Annotated in this window: 20 protein-coding genes; 8 read left to right on the forward strand and 12 right to left on the reverse strand. The window is 65.6% G+C overall.

Going from position 1 to position 20,013, the window contains the following annotated elements; translation table 11 throughout:
• From LT970_RS01930 to LT970_RS01955, 6 genes are all read right to left on the reverse strand, one after another.
• Positions 1-330: a 4Fe-4S dicluster domain-containing protein gene (locus LT970_RS01930; protein WP_232687284.1), complete on the reverse strand. Its 330-nt coding sequence runs from the start codon at positions 328-330 to the stop codon at positions 1-3.
• A gap of 104 nt (positions 331-434) precedes the next feature.
• Complete coding sequence (locus tag LT970_RS01935; protein ID WP_232687285.1) at positions 435-599, reverse strand: DUF1059 domain-containing protein; 165 nt, start codon at positions 597-599, stop codon at positions 435-437.
• Between the two features lie 171 nt (positions 600-770).
• Positions 771-1,358, reverse strand: a complete 588-nt coding sequence (locus LT970_RS01940) for a 50S ribosomal protein L15e (RefSeq protein WP_232687286.1) — start codon at positions 1,356-1,358, stop codon at positions 771-773.
• 219 nt (positions 1,359-1,577) lie between these two features.
• A complete protein-coding gene (locus LT970_RS01945; protein ID WP_232687287.1) occupies positions 1,578-2,558 on the reverse strand; it encodes a restriction endonuclease in 981 nt (326 codons plus the stop codon).
• A gap of 118 nt (positions 2,559-2,676) precedes the next feature.
• Positions 2,677-4,413: a DUF7282 domain-containing protein gene (locus LT970_RS01950; protein ID WP_232687288.1), complete on the reverse strand. Its 1,737-nt coding sequence runs from the start codon at positions 4,411-4,413 to the stop codon at positions 2,677-2,679.
• 345 nt (positions 4,414-4,758) lie between these two features.
• Positions 4,759-5,661 (reverse strand): serine/threonine-protein kinase RIO2, encoded by a 903-nt coding sequence (locus LT970_RS01955; RefSeq protein WP_232687289.1) that lies wholly within the window; start codon positions 5,659-5,661, stop codon positions 4,759-4,761.
• A 317-nt stretch (positions 5,662-5,978) separates the two neighbouring features.
• Here LT970_RS01955 and LT970_RS01960 point away from each other — a divergent pair, with 317 nt between their 5' ends.
• Entirely contained in the window at positions 5,979-6,779 is an 801-nt protein-coding gene (locus LT970_RS01960) for a lipoate--protein ligase family protein (RefSeq protein WP_232687290.1), read from the forward strand.
• Between the two features lie 9 nt (positions 6,780-6,788).
• Here the strand turns inward: LT970_RS01960 and LT970_RS01965 are convergent, their stop codons facing one another.
• Positions 6,789-7,316, reverse strand: coding sequence for a redoxin domain-containing protein (locus LT970_RS01965; RefSeq protein WP_232687291.1), 528 nt, complete (start codon positions 7,314-7,316; stop codon positions 6,789-6,791).
• A gap of 84 nt (positions 7,317-7,400) precedes the next feature.
• On the opposite strand from LT970_RS01965, the gene LT970_RS01970 reads away from it, so the two are divergent.
• The 3 genes from LT970_RS01970 (at position 7,401) to LT970_RS01980 (ending at position 10,489) form a co-directional block, all read left to right on the forward strand.
• A complete protein-coding gene (locus tag LT970_RS01970; protein ID WP_232687292.1) occupies positions 7,401-8,237 on the forward strand; it encodes a deoxyribonuclease IV in 837 nt (278 codons plus the stop codon).
• 527 nt (positions 8,238-8,764) lie between these two features.
• The gene (locus tag LT970_RS01975; protein ID WP_232687293.1) at positions 8,765-9,556 is read left to right on the forward strand and encodes a class I SAM-dependent methyltransferase; all 792 of its coding nucleotides are present in this window, start codon (positions 8,765-8,767) and stop codon (positions 9,554-9,556) included.
• A gap of 78 nt (positions 9,557-9,634) precedes the next feature.
• Positions 9,635-10,489, forward strand: coding sequence for a winged helix-turn-helix domain-containing protein (locus LT970_RS01980; protein ID WP_232687294.1), 855 nt, complete (start codon positions 9,635-9,637; stop codon positions 10,487-10,489).
• Between the two features lie 30 nt (positions 10,490-10,519).
• On the opposite strand, the gene LT970_RS01985 is transcribed toward LT970_RS01980, so the two are convergent.
• Positions 10,520-11,461 (reverse strand): hypothetical protein, encoded by a 942-nt coding sequence (locus LT970_RS01985; RefSeq protein ID WP_232687295.1) that lies wholly within the window; start codon positions 11,459-11,461, stop codon positions 10,520-10,522.
• A gap of 168 nt (positions 11,462-11,629) precedes the next feature.
• Here LT970_RS01985 and LT970_RS01990 point away from each other — a divergent pair, with 168 nt between their 5' ends.
• Positions 11,630-12,721: an aminopeptidase gene (locus tag LT970_RS01990; protein WP_232687296.1), complete on the forward strand. Its 1,092-nt coding sequence runs from the start codon at positions 11,630-11,632 to the stop codon at positions 12,719-12,721.
• Positions 12,722-12,809: 88 nt separating this feature from the next.
• Here LT970_RS01990 and LT970_RS01995 read toward each other — a convergent pair whose 3' ends face one another.
• Positions 12,810-13,457, reverse strand: coding sequence for a DUF7095 family protein (locus LT970_RS01995; RefSeq protein WP_232687297.1), 648 nt, complete (start codon positions 13,455-13,457; stop codon positions 12,810-12,812).
• Positions 13,458-13,556: 99 nt separating this feature from the next.
• Between LT970_RS01995 and LT970_RS02000 the strand changes: the two genes are divergently transcribed.
• Both LT970_RS02000 and LT970_RS02005 read left to right on the forward strand, forming a co-directional pair.
• On the forward strand, positions 13,557-14,954 hold the full coding sequence (locus LT970_RS02000; RefSeq protein WP_232687298.1) for an MFS transporter: 1,398 nt from the start codon (positions 13,557-13,559) through the stop codon (positions 14,952-14,954).
• A 72-nt stretch (positions 14,955-15,026) separates the two neighbouring features.
• A complete protein-coding gene (locus tag LT970_RS02005) occupies positions 15,027-16,400 on the forward strand; it encodes an HD domain-containing protein (RefSeq protein ID WP_232687299.1) in 1,374 nt (457 codons plus the stop codon).
• A gap of 494 nt (positions 16,401-16,894) precedes the next feature.
• Here the strand turns inward: LT970_RS02005 and LT970_RS02010 are convergent, their stop codons facing one another.
• A complete protein-coding gene (locus LT970_RS02010) occupies positions 16,895-17,275 on the reverse strand; it encodes a hypothetical protein (RefSeq protein WP_232687300.1) in 381 nt (126 codons plus the stop codon).
• Positions 17,276-17,473: 198 nt separating this feature from the next.
• Here LT970_RS02010 and ncsA point away from each other — a divergent pair, with 198 nt between their 5' ends.
• A complete protein-coding gene (gene ncsA, locus LT970_RS02015; protein WP_232687301.1) occupies positions 17,474-18,442 on the forward strand; it encodes a tRNA 2-thiolation protein NcsA in 969 nt (322 codons plus the stop codon).
• A gap of 85 nt (positions 18,443-18,527) precedes the next feature.
• Here ncsA and ftsZ read toward each other — a convergent pair whose 3' ends face one another.
• Together ftsZ and cdrS are read right to left on the reverse strand one after the other, a co-directional pair.
• Positions 18,528-19,703: a cell division protein FtsZ gene (ftsZ, locus tag LT970_RS02020; protein WP_232687302.1), complete on the reverse strand. Its 1,176-nt coding sequence runs from the start codon at positions 19,701-19,703 to the stop codon at positions 18,528-18,530.
• Between the two features lie 3 nt (positions 19,704-19,706).
• Positions 19,707-19,874 carry a transcriptional regulator CdrS gene (gene cdrS, locus LT970_RS02025; protein WP_232687303.1) on the reverse strand — a complete coding sequence of 56 codons (168 nt, stop codon included), beginning with the start codon at positions 19,872-19,874 and terminating at the stop codon, positions 19,707-19,709.
• Positions 19,875-20,013: the final 139 nt, after the last annotated feature.

The raw sequence follows: 20,013 nt of genomic DNA on the forward strand, positions 1-20,013 counted from the left end.
TCAGGTTCGCCCCGCGCGCCCGGCGTCGACGTCGATGGCGTCGACCGGACAGACGTCGACACAGAGCATGCAGTCGATACACTGGGCTTCGTTGGCGGGGTCGGCCTTGAGTTCCGACTCAGGATGGTCGGGGGAGTCGACCCACTCGAAGACGTCGACGGGACAGTCCTCGAGGCAGGCGCCGTCGGCGATGCAGATGTCGAAGTCGACGGCGACGTGGGTGCCGTGGATGCCCAACTTCTCGGGTTCCTCGACCGGGCCCCACACGTCGTGGCCCTCGTGGGTGTCCACCTTCTCTCGGTTTTCCTCGAAGTTCACGTCTATGGCCATTGATATACATTCCCGTGGTTGCAGCACACGCACTTAAATCTATCACGCGTTTTACTCGAATCCGACGGAGCACCGAGACGCGGGAAAAAGGCGGATGAGTCGGTTCAGCTCCCTCGCATCAGCCCCTGTACGTCCTCGCGGGAGACGGACGTGCCGTGGGTCTGCTCGGAGTGTTCCTGAACGAACTGCACGAGTTCGTCCTCGTTCTCGTCTTGGATCTCGAAATCGCAGTCGTACCCCGCGTCACGACAGCGTACTTCCTTGGCCATTGGTGGTCACCCTGCGCGCTCTGTGACGACGCCTCTCTACTGGGTCTCACAACGAGCGCACCAAATGGGTACGCTATGAGAAATGGTAACTGTTGTCGTTGGTTTCGGCGCGGACCGAGAAAGCAGTAGCTCCGGAGTCAACGGAAGGAGACGCGAAAAACGCGAGAACCGCTAGTTCTTCTGCTTGCCCGAACTCGTGCTCGGACGCAGGTGCTCGGAGCCAGTGCCGCGGTTGCGCAGGCCACGACCGCGCTTCCCGGCGCCCGTGAGGCCGCGGAACGCGCGATTCTTCTGGCTGTCGTCGCAGATCCAGTTCAGGTCGTCGTCGTTCTGGATGGCGCCGTGCTCGGGGTCGAGGAGAATCGTCTCGAACCACTTCTGGGAACCGTCCTCGCCCACCCAGTAGGACGCGAGCGTGCGGAGGTTCTTGTACTTCCGCGACGCGCGCTCCTCTGCGATGCGCTGGAGGTTCTTCGCGCGACCGATGCGATTGACGCCCTGGCGCTTCGTGCGGCGGCCCGCCTTGAAGCGGGACTTGCGCGCCGTGCCCTTCCGGACGCTGACGCGCGCCACGACGACGCCCTGCTTGGCCTTGTAGCCGAGTTCGCGGGCCTTGTCCAGGCGCGTCGGTCGGTCGACTCGCTCGATGGCGCCCTGCTCGCGCCAGTCCTGCTTGCGCTGCCACTGGAGCTCGGCGAGCTTCCCGTCACCGGGGTCCCGCCAGGCCTCCTTGATGTGGGAGTAGAAGCTTCGTGCCATTGTGTTGTCCGCGGGCGTTGCGTGGTTCAGCCCGGCGACGCGGGTCCGCCGCGTCGCGTTCGAGGCGCGTCACGCCTCGTAGGCCACATTCCGTCCCGATAGTCTCGGGAGCCCGCTGGAGCCCGCTCGCCAGCGAGTTACGCGCTTTTCACGGCCGCGGGGGTTAAGAACTTCGGAACGGCCCTGCGGGCGCGAACTGTCCGACCCGCGGCCTCTGGCTCACTCCACCTGGAACGCGAGGTGCTCGCGCTCAAACCGGACTCCCGGGTCGCCGGCCGTCGCAACCAGCGTACCGGCCTCTGTGCCCTCCGGCACCGAGAACACCGCGAATGCGCGCGTCTCGTTGGTTGCGTCCACCTGAATCGGCAGCATCCCAGTCGCGTTCCGGAGGCGCTGGACGCCGTAGTTCGTGCCGTTCACCGCGAGCGCGAATCGGCCGCCACGAAGCACCGCGGTGCTGTTCGTCGTCGTCGACGCCGCTAGCTGTACGACCACGAACGTCTCGTTCTCAGGGGGTCTGTACGCTTGGCCGGCCTTCGTCCGGATTTCGTCCTGCTGGCGAGCGTCCCACGCCACCACCACCGTCGCGTTGTCCGTGTCACCCAGGGACAGCGCCGTGACCGCAACTCCTGGGTTGTCTCCCGCACCCCCACCGCCGACGAACGGAACCACGCTGGCGAGCGTACCGCCCGCGAACACCGCCGCGAGCACCACCACGACCACGACCAGCACGGGGACGACCGGGACACCGCTCGGCAGTCCACCCGATACCGGGAACGGCAGTGCCGGCAGTCCGTCGAACAGCGACCCACCACCCCCGCCGGTCGAGTACTCGTCGACGAGGTGCGTCGCCTTCTCGTCACGCACGGAGGACGCGAGTTCGTTCGGGTCGAGCAGGTGGACGTCGCCCGCGTCCGCGGCGCTCCGCGCGCCCGTGGTGAACCGACCGCGAGTCGCCATCACGCGCACGTCCACGCCCTTCTCGTCGCAGAACGCCGCGAACTGCTCGACCTCCGAGGCGCCAATCTCGGTGTCCTTCCCCGGCCGGACGCCGATGAGCCCGCGCGTCCCGCTTTCCTTGTCGCCCGCGACCAGGTACGTCCCGTCGTCGTTGGGCTGGACGGACGTCTCCCAGTCTTTCTCCTCCCAGAACGCCGCGAGGAACTCCGGGAACGCCGGTTCGTCCATCTCCTCGAACATCAGCGATCCCTCCGTGCGGCCGGTCGATAGCGGTGTGTCGTCATGCGATTCCGAGTCAGTGTCGTAACGAGAGCGACGCCCTCGTCATAAACGGTCGGGTCGACGGAGCGACCGGTGGTCATCGTCGCCCCGCGAGCAGCGCCGCCGCAGCGAACGCGGCGAGCGTCGTGAATAGCGATAGCGGCACGCTGCCGCCCGAAGACCCGCCGTTCATCTGGTTCGCCACCGGCGTCAGTGGCGGTTCGTCCTGGATGTCGACCGTCCGTTGCGTGGAACTGGACTGCGTACTCGTCGACGGCGCGGTCGTGTTCGGCTGTGAGTCCGCCGCCGGCCGAACAGTCGCGTTGTCCGAGACGGTCGACCCCGACCTGTTGTACGGGGCGTCCGTGCTGTTCAACGCGCCGTCGCGGTTCGCGTCCGCGAACGCGACGGCCGTCAGATTGTACGTCTCCCCGACTGTCCCTTCGAGGGCGACCGAGACGTTCTCGTGACTGCCCGGGCCGAGATACGCCGACGCGCCGACAGTGGTGTTGCCCACAGACCCGGGCACGGCGTCCTGCGTGACGCGCACGAACCCGCCGTGGGAGAGCACCACGCGACGGATCGTCACGGTGCCAGCGCTCGCCCGCTGGTCGTCGAACACGAGTGACGCGTTCGCCACCCCAAGCGTCACTGTCTCCTCGCTCTGCTCGCGGTGCCCGAGCACCCACAGGGGAACGGACGTCGGTCGGTCCGCCGCCGCGAAGTCGAACATCGTACCGAACGTGCCGTTCGCGGAGACTGTAGGCGTGTGCTTCCAGAGGAAGGGATTGGGCTTCCCCTGACGCGCCCGCACGTCGAGGACGGTTGTCGGCGCGAGATTCGTCGTTCCGCTCACGCGCATCGTCGCGCCGTCCCACGGCGACAACTCGAACCCCGGGTCTGCGGTCAACTCGACGGATGGCTCGACGACCTGGACTCGCTGCGTGACGAGGTGGGTGCGCTCCTCGACGAGGTTGTTCGCCGTCGTCAACGACAACCGAAACTCGTAGGTGTGATTCGACCCGGAATCGAGTGGCACGTCGCTGGTGTCCCACACGACCAGGAACCGGTCGTGTTTCTCCACCTGTGAGAGCACGCGCACGTCGTCGCCCGCGGTCGACGCGTGTGACACCACGGTTATCTCCTCGCTGGAGTCGGTCGACTGGGCTTCGTTCGGTGGCGTGTCAAGCGCAACGAGTTCCGCGTCGATGCCGCCCGCTTTCTCACCGCCCTTGAGATTCTCCGGGTTGAACGCCGAGCCGAGGCCGCTCTCGTTCACCGTGAACACCGTATAGTCGCCCCGCGCCACCGTCCCGCGATTCGTCGTCCGGGCGAGCACACCGCCCGCGCCGGCCTCACCGGGGTCGATGGCGCCCGGCGCGACGCCGACGCTACCGGTCGTGTTTCGGCGTGGTAGCACTTCGAGTTGGCCGACGGCCTGCGTCGTGCCGTCGATGGTGACGCGCATCTCGTAGACGCCGGGTTCGATGGCGTGCTCGAGGCGCTGCGTGGTGAGCGTCGCGCCGCTTCCGGAGATGAACGCGCCTGCGTCGTTGTTCCCGCCCGTCTCGTACGTGTCGAGGGTTATCTTGTCCGACCCGCCGCCGCCGAGTGGAACGACCACCTCGAAGCCGGACTGCTCGCTCCCGATAGTGAGGTTCGCCCGGGCGGAGTGGCTGACGCCGATGGAGACAGCGTTCCCCCGCGTGACGGTGACCGTGCGGTCGTGGAAGGACGCGGAGTCAGCTGTTGCTCCGGCGGGGACGGCGCCTGCGAGCGCTGCGAACGCGACGAGCGCCGCGAGCAGCGCCGTTCGACTGGTCGTTCGTGACATGAGCGGGTGTTCGTTCACCACCTGTTTGCCGGTGCCCTGTATAAAATTGGATGGGTTGCGTCGGAATTCTAGTAACTACCCCGTCACCAGCAGTATCGCCGAGTCGTCTCGGACACTCTCCTCCACAGGCCATCTCCTTCACACCGCTGTGTGGACCGCTCTCCCTCATGCTTCACGAAACACCGCCCTCTCGCGTCGCTCTACAACCCTCTCTCCCTCGCGTCGCTCTACGACCACTCTCCCTGCGCCGTCGTTCGCTTTCACTCGGTTTTCTATCCTCGAATACGGTTTATTCCGCGAGAACGAGCCGTGGCTACGGGGCTCTATATGCAAAATAGCGGTCGGTCAGAACTCCATCACGGATTCGAACGAGTCACCCGCCACCGCGTCCGCTATCGCGTCGACCTCGGGGTCGGGAACGCTCCCGGGGTACTTCCGCTGGAAGTAGTTGAGGATGTTCCCCACGTCCCGGTCCAATAACTCTCGGGCGTTCTCGTGGTCGGTCGGCGTCGCCTGCGGCCAGTCGAACAGTGTCACGCCGTCCTCGTCGACGAAGACGTTGTATTCGCTGATGTCCGCGTGCACGTAGCCCGCGTCGTAGGCCGCCGTGACCTCCCGGAGGATCAGGTCGAGGACGCCGCTCGCCTGGTCGTCCTCGAGTTGCGCCTTCGAGAGTTCTGCTCCCGTCATCTTCTCCATGACGATGGCGTGGCGGTTCTGGTCGACGGGTCGCGGGACGTTCACGTCGGGATACAGCGTCTCCAGGGCGTCGTACTCTCGTTCAGCGGCCTTCCGTGCGGTGTACAGCCAGGACGTGTGTTCCTTCTCGCTGGTGTAGTCCCGCCCCCGGTGGACCTCCCGGAAGTTCGTGTACCCCTCGCGGTGGAACTTCAGCGCCATCGGGCGGAACGACTGCACCTCGAAGACGTCGGATTCCTTCCCGACGCCCAGCGGCGCGCCGAAGCCCTCGACGGTGTCCCGCTCTGCGAAGGACTTCAACGCGAGTGCGTCGTACCCCGCGAACGTCAGGCTGATGCCCTCGTACTGGATCGTCTTCCGCTCGAGAAATTCGAGGTCGAGCATGCGGTCGAGTCGGTAGTCGACCTCCTCCTCGGTGAGGCGGGCGAACTCCGGGAGCTTCTCCCGGTTCACCCACTCCGAGAAGCGCATGCCGTGCTCGACGCCCGACAGCACGTGGAAGTCCTCGGGGTCGAGGTCCGCCATCTCGGCGGCGACGTTCCGAACCATCGCTAAAAGGTAGGCGTCGCCCGGGTAAAAGCCCCGTGGAGCGTCCGCCTCGCGCTCGTTCGACGCAGCGGTTCGCTTCGTTGCCGGCGATGCAGACACCGGAGAGGAAAACGGTGGGAAAATGGATTAAAATTAGTGGAAAATAATAGAATAAATCAATATCGGGGCTTGAGGGAGGGGATTCTATGCAGATGGGAAATATAGTGTTGCGTCGTCCCAATATGGTCATAAACTCCATGGTGGGATACAAAATTTTCTGGTGTGGCTCGCGTCGGGAGGACGACGACTTTTTTCCAGTCCGCCGCGAACCGGCGCGTATGGCACTCGCGGACCGGAACTGGCGGCTGATTCGGGAGGAGGCCCGCGACGGGCCGATGCAGATGGCGCTGGAGGAAATCGCCGCACAGACCGCTGCAGACGGCGGTCCGCGTACAGTTCGCGTCTACCAGTGGACTCCCTCGACGCTCTCGATGGGGTACGGGCAGGATTCCGAGAGCGTCGACTGGCAGTTCTGCGAACGCGAGGGCGTCGACGTCACCCGCCGGCAGACCGGCGGGGGTGGCATCTACCACGACGAGACCGGCGACATCTCCTACAGCATCGTCGCGCCCGCCGAGGAGCTACCGGGTGACCTGATGGAGTGTTACGACCAGCTGTGTGAGCCGATCCTCGACGCGTTCCACGCGATGGGCGTCGACGCCGAGTTCGTCCCCGAGGAGTATCCGGCGCTCCACGACCCCGCTTGCTACCTGCGCGCGCTCCACCCCGCCCACGACATCACCGCGAACGGGCGGAAGATAAGCGGGAACGCCCAGTACCGTACGCGGGATGCGGTCATCCAGCACGGGTCGCTGTCGTACTCGCTGGCGGTGGACAACCACCTCGGCGTGTTCGCCGACCCGGGCGTGGACGAATCGACGTTCAGGGAGCGCGTGACGAGCATCCGCGAGGAGTCCGGGGTTCCGCGCAGTGACACGGTCGAGGCACTGGAGGACGCGCTCGCCGACTGGTGTGGGGCCGAGGAGGGGTCGTGGACCGACGAGGAACTCACGGCGGCGCGGGAACTCGCCGCGGAGAAGTACGCGACCGACGCGTGGGTCCGAGAGCGGACGGCCTGACGCTAGTGGCTAGTTGAAGCCGAACGTCTCCCGCTTGTCGCCGACCAGTCCCTCGATTTTCGACCGGACGTCCCCCAGCGGCGGTTGGTCGCGCGTCGGGTCGACGAGGCTCTCGCCGAGCCATCGGTAGCGAATCGTGCCGTCGGTGTCCACGAGGAATACGGAGCGACGCGCTCGTTCGAACAGTTTGAACGCCCGGTAGGTGACGCCGAAGGCGTCCGCGAGCGCGAGGTCGGTGTCCGCGTACAGCGGGAATTCCAGGTCGAGGTAGTCGATGAACTTGCGGTGCGTGGCGACGCGGGAACTGCTCGCGCCGACGACCTGCACGCGGTCGTCCGAGGTGAACCAGCCGTAATCCCGAAACGAACACCACTCCTTCACGCAGTCCGGACTGAAGTCGTTCGTGTAGAATGCCAGCACCAGCGGTCGGTCGGCCCAGAGGTCCGCGAGCGACACGTCCCCGGCGGTGCCGTCCGGTTGCACGAGCGTCGCTTCGAGTTCGGGCGCTGTGTCCCCGACTTCGAGCTCGGCAGTCATGACCGAGTTGTTGTACTTCACTGGCATAACTGTTCTCACGCCGGCGTTCGAAGCCCCTTTGTCCCCTCCCGGTAACCGTCGTGTATGCGAGTAGGCGCACACGTCTCTATCGCGGGCGGCGTCGACAACGCCGTTGGGAACGAACTGGACGTCGGCGGGAACTGCGGGCAGATATTCACGCACTCCCCGCAGGTCTGGCAGGACCCGAACATCGACGACGACGAGGCCGAAGCGTTCCGGGATGATACGAGTGAATCGCTGGACGGCCCGTGGGTGATTCACTCCTCGTACCTCGTGAACCTCTGTACGCCGAAAGACGACCTCCGCGAGAAGTCCGTAGACAGCATGCAGAAGGAGGTCGAGGCTGCCGAGAAACTCGACATCCCGTACGTGAACGTCCACCTCGGCGCACACACCGGCGCGGGCGTCGAGCAGGGACTCGACAACGCCGTGAGCGCGCTCGACGAACTCGAGATTCCGGATAGCGTCACCGTGCTCGTGGAGAGCGACGCCGGCTCCGGCACGAAACTCGGCGGCGACATCGACCACCTGGCGTACGTCCTCGAGGAGTCCGAACAGGACCTCGAGATCTGTCTGGACACCGCCCACGCGTTCGCCGCGGGCTACGACCTCTCGACCCCGCAGGGCGTCGCGGACACGCTCGCGGAACTCGACGACGCCGTCGGGTTCGAGAACCTCGCGTGCGTCCACCTGAACGACTCGAAACACGAGTGTGGGACCAACAAGGACGAGCACGCGCACATCGGGGAGGGCCACATCGGTGAGGACGGCATGCACGCGTTCGTCAACCACGAGGATGTCGTGGAGTACGACGTGCCGCTGGTGCTGGAGACGCCCCACGAGGATGGACGCGGCTTCGAGTGGAACATCCAGAAGGTGCGGGAGTTGCGTGACGCGTAGCGTCACGTTGTGGTGAGCGACGACCAGTGGAAGCCGTGAACAGCGAGATTCGTAGAATCTCGGGGACGCGAACGACGACCGGAGAGAGCCGTGAGTTGCGTGGCGCGTACGCGCCGCGAAACGCGAGCGACGAAGTCGTGTGAGCCGCGAACTGCGCGGCGAGTGTGCCCAATGAGCAGCCGTTGCTACGCGACGCTCGGGAGTCGTGTAGCCTGGTGACACAAACGGTCGTTTGACTTTCACGCGGAGTCAAGTGCCCGGCGGACAGTACTCACGTACGCCCACTCCGATTCCCCCGCTCCGCATCGTCCCGACCCCAACGGAGTACGGGGTGGGTGTTCGCGGCTCCCCACCGCGATTTCGTTTTTCGCGCACGCCTGCCGGTGTTCCGCCTACGAGCCGTAGAGCCGTAGTGTTCTTCGTCGTGGTCTCCCCGACGACCACATCGGAACCAGTGGCCGCGCCGCCGTCCGGCGGCGTCCCGGTGTTCCGACCCGTTTTTCCGGTTCGCCTCCCGCTAGTGGCGTATGCGTCGCTTCACCGCGGACTACCTCGAAGAGACGCGCCGCGGCATGTGGGCGGACCGCAGCGCGCTCGCGTCCCTCCAGTTGCCCTCGCTGGAGCGGGTACTCGACGTCGGCTGTGGCACGGGCGAACTCACGCGCGTGCTCTGCGAGGAGACGCCCGGAGAAGTGGTCGCCGTGGACGCGGACCCCGCGCTGCTCGCGCACGTCGACGCCCACGAGCGAGTGCTCGGTGACGCCACCCGCCTCCCGGTTCGCGACGACGCGTTCGACCTGGTTGTCTGCCAGGCGCTCCTCATCAACCTCCCCGACCCCGGCGCCGCGGTCGGTGAGTTCGCCCGCGTCTCCTCGGACCTCGTTGCCGTCGTCGAACCGGACAACGCCGCGGTGAGCGTGGAGTCTTCCGTCGACGCCGAACCACGCCTCGCGCGTCGCGCACGCGAGGCGTACATCGCCGGCGTGGAGACGGACGTGACACTCGGCGCGGCCGCTGCCGACCTGCTCGCGGACGCCGGATTCGAGGACGTCACAACCACCCGCCACGACCACGTCCGGATCGTGGAGTCGCCGTACGACGAGCGCGACCTGGAGGCGGCGGCGCGGAAGGCGACGGCCGACAGACTCGGCGACCAGCGCGCGACGATGCTCGCCGGCGACCTCGACTCCGGGGAGTACGACGAACTCCGCGCTGACTGGCGCGAGATGGGGCGGACCGCCGTCGAGCAGATGCGCGAGGGCGACTACGAACGCCGGGAGACCACGCCCTTTTTCGTGACGGTCGGGCGCGCGCCGTGACGGGGCCACACAACCCGTGAGTCGACGCCGACGGCTCTGACGGGAAGGCATATGGGGGACCCGGGCGGAGTTCTCGTCATGACCGACGCCGACACGGCCGCGGCGTTCGACGCGCTCGGCGACGAGACCCGCGTCGCCATCCTCCAGGCACTCGTCGAACACCGCCGGGAGAACCCCCAGAGCCCCGCCCTCTCGTTCTCCGCGCTCCGGAAGCACGTCGGCGCGAGCGACTCCGGGCGCTTCAACTACCACCTCGGGAAGCTCCGCGACCGGTTCGTGGAGAAGTCCGAGGACGGCTACGCGTTGACGTTCGCCGGCGAGCAGATGGCGACGGCGGTGCTCTCGGGCGCCGTCGCGGACGACGCGGAACTCGGGCCGGAACCCCTCGAGGACGACTGTTCGTTCTGTGGGGCCGCCCTGCACGCGTCCTACGAGGACGGGTACATCAGCGTCGAGTGCGAGGCCGACCACGGGATCTTGCAGATCCCCGCAGCGCCGACGCTGGTCCGGGACCGCGACATCGAGACGGTGCTCGCGGTCGCCGTCCAGAACGCCTACGACGACATCGCGCTGGCGAAACGCGGCGTTTGCGGGTCGTGTTACGGGCACATGGAATCGACGCTGCGGGAGCGCGAGTACGAGGGACGGACAGTGTACGGGTTCGAGGCGGTCTGCTCGCGCTGCGGCGAGCGGTACTCCTCGACGGTCGCGCTCACGCTGTTCGACCACCCCGAGTTCGTTGCTTTTCTGGCGGCCCACGACCGCGATCTGGACGAGCAGTACCCCTGGCAGTTCGATTTCGTCTCACCGCAGTTCAGCCCGGACGTGCTCTCAGAGGACCCGTTTCGGGTGCGGGTGACCGTGGAACTGGACGGCGACGAGTTCGTGGCCATCGTAGACGACTCCGCCCACGTAATCGAGACCGAATCGTAGAGAGAACGAACCGCAGAAGGACTACCGTTCTCAGTTCTTCGCGCTGACGTAACCCGCGCCAGCGCCCGTGAGTCCGGTGCCGACGAGCAGGCCGACGAGCAGACCAAACGGGAAGTCGCCGGCGGGCATTCCGCCGGGTTCGACGACGAGAATGGCAACGTAGGCCACGACGACCAGGATGGCGGCACCGAGCGCGCTGCCGACGCCGCTGCCGACGGCGGCCTCCACCTCGTCCTCGACGTCGTCGCGCGAGACGAGCGTACCGACGAGCAGGCCGACGACGGGCGCGAGCAGGAGACCGATTCCGAGCATCATCGAGACGTTCGCGCCGGCGAGCAGGCCGGAACTACTGCCGGCGTCCGCGCCGGGGCCGAGTGCGTCCGTGAGGAACACGCTGACGGCGTAGCCCACACCGAACGCGAGGAAGATGCCAACACCGAACGTGACCGGGCGGCCGAGCGAGTGGTCCGCGATCGAGCCCGAAACACCTGCGTCGGAACGCGTGACGGCGGCGGCCGCAGCGCTGGTGAGGCCGACGCCGACCGTGTATCCGGTGAGCGGGCCGATGACGTTGCCGCCGACCCCAGCGCTCTGTGTCTGCAGGCTGCTGGCGACGACGAGCGTGACGAAGAACATGACGACGAAGCCGAGTGCACTCCCGACACCGGCGTCGCGTACGGCGTTGGGGTTGTCGCTACGTCCGGATAGAACGCCGACGAACAGCGCGAGCAGCGGTGACAGTAGCACCGCGAACGCGAGTCCGGAACCGGTCAAGATGTCGGAGCCAGCACCGATGCCGCCGCTCTGTCCGGTGAACTGCCCGACGAAGAACAGCGTGAACACGAAGCCGACGCCGAGCACGAGGAACGAACCGACGGCGGTTCCGAGGCCCTCGAACTGATAGCCGTCGTCGACTCTGTGTTCTGTTTGCTCCTCCTCTACGTCGTCTGGGTTAGTGGTGTCGTATGACATGGACGGGTGACAGATTCTATCGAGATGATATAGTTGTTCGGATGATATCTCGTAACGACGTGGTAGACGAGGGTTCTCCCGCCCTGTGGCGTCGAACTGGCGTATCCGATACGAAACAGAACGGTCGTTCTGTGAGGATTTATCCCCGCCAAGTCCCGTGTACGCGGTATGGACGAACGCGTCAGACGACACGCGGAGGTGCTCGTCGACCACTGCACCCGAGTCGAACAGGGGGACATGGTGCAGGTGAGCGCCCCGAAGGAGGCCGAGGATCTGGTGGTCGCGCTGTACGAGAAACTCGGAGAGGTCGGCGCGAGACCGTCGCTGAACTGGCGGCTCGGCCCCGCCGTCCGGGCGTACAGCCAGGCGATGGACGAGAACGACTACACGACGAAGGAACACGACCTCGCGGCGATGGAGGAGACGGACGTGGTGTTCCTGATATCCGGCGGCGGGAACGCGTACGAGACCAGCGACGTGGCGCCCTCGAAGGGGCAGGCGGCGGGCCGCGCCAACAAGCCGATTCTCGAGGAGCGCCTCGGGACGCGCTGGGTCATCACGACGCACCCGACGGCGTCGGGAGCCCAGAAGGCGGAGATGTCCACGGAAGCCTACGAGGAGTTCGTCTGGAACGCCGTGAACAGGGACTGGGCGGCCCAGCGCGAGCACCAGGCCCAGATGGTCGAGATTCTCGACCCCGCAGAGGAGGTCCGCATCGTCTCCGGTGACACCACCGACATCACGATGAGCGTCGCCGGAATGGACGCGGCGAACGAGTACGGCCGCCAGAACATGCCCGCGGGCGAGGCGTTCACCTGCCCGGTCCCCGATAGCGTCGAGGGCGAGGTGCTCTTCGATAAGCCGCTCATCCGGCAGGGCCGTGAAATCAGGGGCGCCTACCTCGAGTTCGAGGGCGGTGAGGTCGTGGATTTCGCCGCCGAGCAGAGCGAGGACGCCCTGGAGTCGATTCTGGACACCGACGAGGGCGCGCGCCGCCTCGGCGAACTCGGCATCGGGATGAACCGCGGCATCGACCGATTCACGTACAACATGCTGTTCGACGAGAAGATGGGCGACACCGTCCACCTCGCTGTCGGCGGCGCCATCGAGGAGTGCGTCCCCGGGGACATGCCGTTCAACGAGTCCGCCACCCACGTCGACATGATCGTCGACATGGCGGAGGACTCGCGCATCGAGGTCGACGGCGAGGTCGTGCAGCGCAATGGCACGTTCCGATTCGAGGACGGGTTCGAGGAGTAGATTTAGCGTAGCGGTGCAGTCTTTTTAGCGTAGATTTTTGCGGGCCGAGCGCAGCGAGGCCCGCAAAAAGGTACGCTGGAAAGCTGACCTACACCACGTCGCCGCGAACCGTCCGTCCTTCCGAGCGCTCGCGGCGCGCTTCGACCGCGTCGGCAGCGGTCTCGGCCTCGGATTCGTCCATGCCGAGCATCTCGAGGGCGCCCGAGAGCGTCGGGAAGACGAGGTCGCCCTCGCGGAGTTTCTGGAAGGCGTCCTCGCTGCGCTGGCCGTCGGCCCAGAGGCAGACCCCCCGCGGGTCGAGCACCTGTTCGTAGTTCTCGCGTGCTCTCGCGCCCTTCAGGCGCTGCGTGACGTTGTCCTCGAAGCCCGAGTTACACACCTCGAGGTGTATCGGTTCGTCGTCGCCGACGAGGTGCGAACCGAGGCATCGTTCGGGCGCGACGTGCCCGTTGTCGTTCGCGCGCAGTAACTGGGGGTGGTCGTCCGCCCACGACGCGCGGACCGTCTTCCCGACGCCTTTCACGCCGTACTCCGCTTCGAACTCGTCGGCGCGGTCGGCGTCGTCGCCGCGCATGAGGATGTCCTTCGTCAGGTAGACGTCCAGGCGCTCGACCGGGTCGAGGCCGAGCGCGACGTCGCCGTACACCCACACCTCGCGCACCGGCACCGGCATCTCCTCGTCCTCGACGGTGTCGACGAGTTCGGTCACGCGCTCGACTGCTGCCTCGCGGTCCATCGCGTCGGGGTAGCCGACGCATGCCGATGAACGTTCCGCACGAACCGCCCGGGTGCTGGAACCCGGGAGTATTCGGTTCCTCGGTTCGACGACACGCGCATGGAAGCGGAGGAAGCGGAGTCGGTGGACGCCCTCGATTCCTACCGGCAGTTCTTCGCGCTCGAACCCGACGTGCTCGTGCTCTCCGTGGCGATGTTGGCGTTCAGTCTCGTCTTCCAGATGACGTCGCGGTACGTCCCCGAGTACATGTACGCGCTCGGTGCGGGCGCTGGCGTCGTCGGCCTCTACGGCAGCGTCGGCAACCTCGTCTCGGCGGTGTACCCGTACCCGGGCGGTGCGCTCTCGGACCGAATCGGCTCCCGGCGCGCGCTCACCGGGTTCGCCGTCGTCACGACAGTCGGGTTCGTGGTGTGGGCCGCTGCGCCCTCGCTCCCGGGCGTGACGCTCCCGGTCGTCGAGGTCGCCGGCGTCGAACTCGGGGGCTACCTCGGGCCGTGGATCTGGATTTTCGCCGGCCTGCTGCTCACGCAGGCGTGGAAGTCCTTCGGCCTCGGCGCGACGTTCGCCATCGTCAAGCAGAGCGTCCCGCCGAACCACCTCGCGATGGGTTTTGCGAGCACGGAGATATTCCGGCGCGTCGGGTTCCTGCTCGGTCCGCTGCTCGCCGCGGCGGTGCTCGCGGTCAGCGCGGACTTCCAGACCGGCTTCCAGTACGTCCTCCTCCTCGGCGCGGCCGTCGCGGTGGTCGCCACGGTCGCCCAGCACGTCCTCTACGAGGCGAGCGAGGACACCATCGGGAAGTCCTTCGAGGGCATCGCGGGCGTCCGCCGGGACCTCCGTGACCTCCCCGACACGCTCCGTCCGCTGCTCGTCGCGGACACGCTCATCCGGTTCGCCAACGGCATGGTGTACGTCTTCTTCGTGGTCGTCGTCACGCGATTCCTCGAGGTCGGTTTCACGGGATTCGGCGTCACCCTGACCCCCGCAGCGTTCTTCGGCGTGCTGCTCGCCGTGGAGATGCTCGTCGCCATCCTCACCAAGGTCCCCGTCTCGAAACTCGCCGAGCAGACCGGTCTCAAGCCCGTCGTCGGCCTCGGCTTCCTGGTGTACGCCGTCTTCCCCGTTCTCCTCATCCACGCGCCCGCCGACCAGTGGGTGCTCGTCGCGCTGTTCGCGTTCTCCGGCCTGCGCTTCGCCGGTCTGCCCGCGCACAAGGCGCTCATCGTCGGGCCCGCCGAACAGGACACGGGCGGGCGCGTCACGGGGACGTACTACCTGGTCCGGAACACGGTCGTCATCCCGAGCGCCGCGCTCGGCGGACTGCTGTACGGTGGCGACTGGACGGTCACGCTCGGCGCCGCCGTCGACGCCATTCCGGCGTTTACGCTCACCGCTGGCCCGGAACTGGCGTTCACCGCCGCCACCGCCGTCGGCCTGCTCGGCGTCGCGTACTTCGCGGTGTTCGGCCGGGAGTTCGAGGCCTACGCGCGGTCGTAGGTTGCCGGTCGGCAGCCCTGGACCGAAAGACGGACCCGCCTCGCGCCCCTCATCCCCACAACTCATCTCTCTATGCCGGCCACGAAGATCAAGGACCCCGTCCACGGGTACGTCGAACTCGACCAGCCCCTCGTCGACGAGATTCTGGACACGCGGGCGTTCCAGCGGCTCCGCGGCGTCCGCCAGCTTTCGGCGACGAATCTCGTCTACCCAGGCGCGAACCACACGCGCTTCGAACACTCCCTGGGCGTCTACCACCTCGCGCGCACCGTCTTCGAGAACCTCCGCGAGCAGTCGTACTTCTACCGGGACGCCACCGCCGCGGAACTCGACGACATCCAGCGAACACTGGAGTGCGCCGCGTTGCTCCACGACGTCGGTCACCCGCCGTTCTCGCACCTCGGGGAGCGCTTCCTCGACACCGAGGACCTCCGCGCGCGCCTTGACGACCGCGGCCTGCAGGCCGCGTTCCACGAGGCAGGCGTCGGCGACGCGCCGCTCCGGGGCGCCAGTCCGCACGAACTGCTGGGCTGTCTGATAACGCTCCGGGAGTTCAGCGACGGCCTCGAGTCGATGGGCGTCGACCCGTTCGACGTCTGCGCACACGTCCTCGGGTACAGCCTCGAGTACGAACGCGGCGGGCGCTGGCAGCACGGCGTCGCCGCCCAGATACTGCACTCCCCCATCGACGTCGACCGCCTCGATTACATCACGCGGGACAACCAGATGACCGGCGCGGACGTGCTGAGTTTCGACACCGCGCGCATGGTCGACGCCTACACCGCCCACCCCGAGGAGGGCCTCGCGCTCTCCGATAAGGCCCTCAGCACTATCGGAAACTACCTCGAGGGCCGCATCGCCGTCTACATGTGGGTGACCCAGCACCACAAGTCCGTCTACGCGAACGTCCTGCTCGGGGAACTCCTCGAGGAACTCACCGGCGTCGTGGACGATCCACCCATCACCGTCGACGGCGTGCTCGACGGCCACGTCGACGACAACACGCTAATGGAGCGACTCCGCGTCGCCGCGCGCGACAACCCCGACTCGACGCTCGCCGCGCTCTACGACCGTTTCCGCTCGCGGCGCTTCCCCGAGACGTGCTGGAAACACCGCATCGCGTACGCCGACCGCGTGGACGCGGATCTCGACGCGTTCGGGTCGTGGCTCGTCGAGAACGACGCCGCTCTCGAGGCCGACCTCGCCGGCGAACTCGGCGTCCCGGAACACGAGGTGTGGATCGAGCGCTCCTACGTCCCCGAGTACGAGCCCCAGGCCCTCGAGGACATCCCCATCGCGTACGGCGGCACCACGCGCTCGGTGGGCGACTGGGGGCTGTACGGCGACCGAGCGTTCGACAGCCCGATTCCGTTCGTCTTCGTGCCCCACGGCACGGAGAAGAACGCCACGAGCACGCTCGTCGAGTGGTTCCACGACGAGCACTGACCGGCACACGGCGACCACTCGACTTCTCGCTGCCGTTCGCTGTTCTGGTAGCGCTGCCGCCAGTTCAACGCCGCTGATTCGGTGCTGCTGGTTGGACGCCACCAGAACTGCGGTTCCGACCCGGAATCTGTGGCCAGGTGTCCCGCCGAACGGGAATGCCTTGCTCACGAGCGAAGGCGAGGGCTTCCTCGGTGGTCGTCCGCACGAACTCGCGCTGTACCTCGGTGAACTCCTTATTCCACATCTCCCAGAGACGTGACTGGCTCGGCACACCGCTTGTATCGCGGTCGTTTGCGACTGGGAAACCGAAGTCACCGCAGATATTGGGGAATGAGCGAAGGAAGTAGCTGAAGATGAAGTACCTGTCGTGGTCAAACGGTGATTCAGTAGGTTGATAAACTGACACTACCCGTTAGCACGAGAAATACAGTATATAACTGTATGTATCTTGAAGAACCGTGTAATCGTGTGCAGATAGCTCTTTATGCGGCATGTTATTCAGAACAAGCGGTTCCTACCTGAATACCCTCGGTTTCACTATATGCAACTCCAAAGGGGACGGTATTCGTCCCAGAACACGGTTTATTAACGAAGTCTATCACTTTAGCCTGCGATTCATTTACGATAACGTATGCTCGGTCGGCAGAGCCGGTGAAACTCTTTGCCTCATTAGCCTTCTCTGCATCTAGAGAGTAGTGGGCTGAAAAGACAGTCTCAGAGTCACCCTGCGTGAAGAAGATGTCCATCGAGATGAATTTCTGGCTATCGTTTCGGACAGTGATTTCTACTTCGTTTTCGGGAGCCTGAGAACCACATCCAGCGAGAAGAATTGATGTTCCGCACGCAATCGTTGAGAGGAGGGCTCGTCGGTTCATATATTACATATTTTGACATTAATTATAAGAGCTTCGTAACAAGGTCAGGACACTCACTCTCTGTCAAATAATCCAAGCGATTATTCTTGACGTGCCTGACATCAGACGGCCGGTTTGCTATCCTAGCATTCGCTTTACGAGTTCGGCGAGTTGGCCGAGACGAAACCCTGATTCGGGCCGCGAGCAAACTCACTGGCAATGGACTGCACCAAGTGCGACCGCGAGGCGGTGATGCACGCGGCGTACTCCGGGACGTACCTCTGTGAGGCGCATCTCTTCGAGAGCGTCGAGCGCCGCGTCCGCCACCGCGTCCGGGAGGACGACATGCTGCCCGCGGACGCCACGCCCGAGGACCCCGAAACGTGGGTCATCGGCCTCTCCGGCGGGAAGGACAGCGTCGTCCTCACCGACATCATCCACGAGACCTTCGAGGAGGACCCGCGCGTCGAACTCGTCGCGCTCACCATCCACGAGGGCATCGAGGGGTACCGGGACGCCAGCCTCGACGCCTGCGAGGAACTCGCAGACGACCGCGACATCCCCCACGAAGTCGTCACGTACTCCGAGGAGTTCGACGTGCAAATGGACGACGTCGCCGAGGACGACCCGCTGGACATGGCGCCCTGCGCGTACTGCGGGGTGTTCCGCCGGGACGCGCTCGCACGGTACGCGGAGGAACTCGACGCGGACAAACTCCTCACCGGCCACAACTTAGACGACGAGGCCGAGACCGCCCTGATGAACATCTTCGAGGGGAACGTCGAGCAGGTCGCCAAGCACTTCGACGCGAGCCTCGGTCCTTTCGACGAGCGCCGCGAGAAGGAGGACATGATTCCGCGCGCGAAACCGCTCCGGGACGTCCCCGAGAAGGAGGTCGCGTTGTACGCCCAGCTCCGGGAGCTACCCGTGCACATGGCCGAATGCCCGCACTCCAGTGAGGCGTTCCGCGGCGAGATCCAGGACCTCCTGTTGAGCCTCGAGGAGGACCACCCCGGAACGCGCCACTCCATCATGGCTGGCTACGAGGAGTTGGCGAGTCTCGCCGCCGACGAGTACGGGGGCGACGAGGACGAACAGCCGGTCGGCTCGTGCGAGGAGTGTGGGGCACCGACCGCAAGAGACAGATGCCGGAAGTGCGCGCTGCTCGATGCCGTAAACGCGGTCTGACCCGCTCCTTGCTTCGAACGTCGCTGTAACCGTCGCGTAGCGTCGCCACTCGGCACCGAAGAGGGCGGAGAGAAGACCGGGCGGACTACCGGATGACGTCGAGGCCGTTGTTCTGCTCGACTTCGTCCGTGCCGCCGTCGGAGTGAACCCCGAAGCTGTCGGCGTCGGCACTCGTCGCCTGCTGGGAATCCACGTCCTGGAGTTCCTGGCGGGACTTGTCCGCCTGCTTCTGCGTGCTCGGGCCGAGCACCTGCGCGGACTGCACGCCGGTCATGATGGCCATGACGCGGACCTTGCCCTTGTAGTTCTCCTGGATGCGCGCGCCCCAGATGACGTTCGCGCTGGCGTCCAGGCGTTCGGTGATGTTGTCTGCGATGCCCTCGGCCTCTTTGAGCGTGAGGTCCGGACCACCAGTGATGTGGACGAGGCCACCGCTCGCGCCGCGGTAGTCCACGTCGAGCAGCGGGTGGTTCATCGCGTCCTTCACGACCTCGTTGGTCTTGTTCTTGTCCTGGGTCTCACCCACGAGCATCACCGCGACGCCGCCCTGGTTCATGATGGCGGTCATGTCGGCGTAGTCGAGGTTGATGAGGCTCGGCTGGGTGATGGTCTCGCTGATGCCCTTGACGGTCTCCGCGATGATCTGGTCCATGACGGAGAACGCCTTCCCGATCGGGAGGTTGGGCACGTAGTCGAGCAGGCGGTTGTTGTCGAGGACGATGATGGAGTCCGCTTCGTCGCGGAGCTTCTCCAGTCCTTCCTCGGCTTTCACCGTGCGGGCGCGCTCGACGTTGAACGGCGTCGACACCATGCCGACGACGATTGCGCCCTGCTCTTTGGCGATCTTCGAGACGACGGGCGCCGCGCCCGTCCCCGTACCGCCACCCATGCCGGCGGTCACGAACACGAGGTCCGCGTCGCCCAGCACTTCCTTGATGGTGCCCTGGGCCATCTCGGTGGCGCGCTCGCCCATCGAGGGGTCGCCACCGGCGCCGAGGCCGTTCGTCAGGGACTTGCCGACGAGGATCTTGGTGTCGGCCTCGACCATCTTGAGGTGCTGCTTGTCGGTGTTGATGGCGACCGTGTCGGCGCCCTCGACGCCGATGTTGTAGAGCCGGTTGACCGTGTTGTTGCCGGCACCGCCACAGCCGACGATGACGATTCGAGGTTCCCCGAACTCGTCGCCGTCGGACGAGGCGTCGCTCATATCTCGCTGCTCTGCTTCTGCGTTGTCGAGGGCGTCCTGAACGATATCTTGCATATTTTACACCTTCGCCCAGCTGTTTGGACTGGCCTGGTCAGTCTGTTCGTCTATCATTTCCCGGACGGCCGAGCGGATGGCTTCGCTTCGATTCGGGAACTTTCCCGTTTCGACCATCTCTTCGACCTCCTCGATCTGTTGCTTCGGAATTCGGAGTGTCACACGCTCCATGTATTGTATCCCCGTTTGCTGTGGTAAGACGAAGCACGCTCCCGTGCTGGCGTCTTACAGCATAGTTGCGGCGGCCGATCGCCGCGCCGTGGTGCGGTTTGCTGTAAGACAATCGTCTTACGTACTCATTACCATAAAC

Source organism: Halobacterium zhouii, from assembly GCF_021249405.1.
Classification (GTDB): Archaea; Halobacteriota; Halobacteria; order Halobacteriales; family Halobacteriaceae; genus Halobacterium; species Halobacterium zhouii.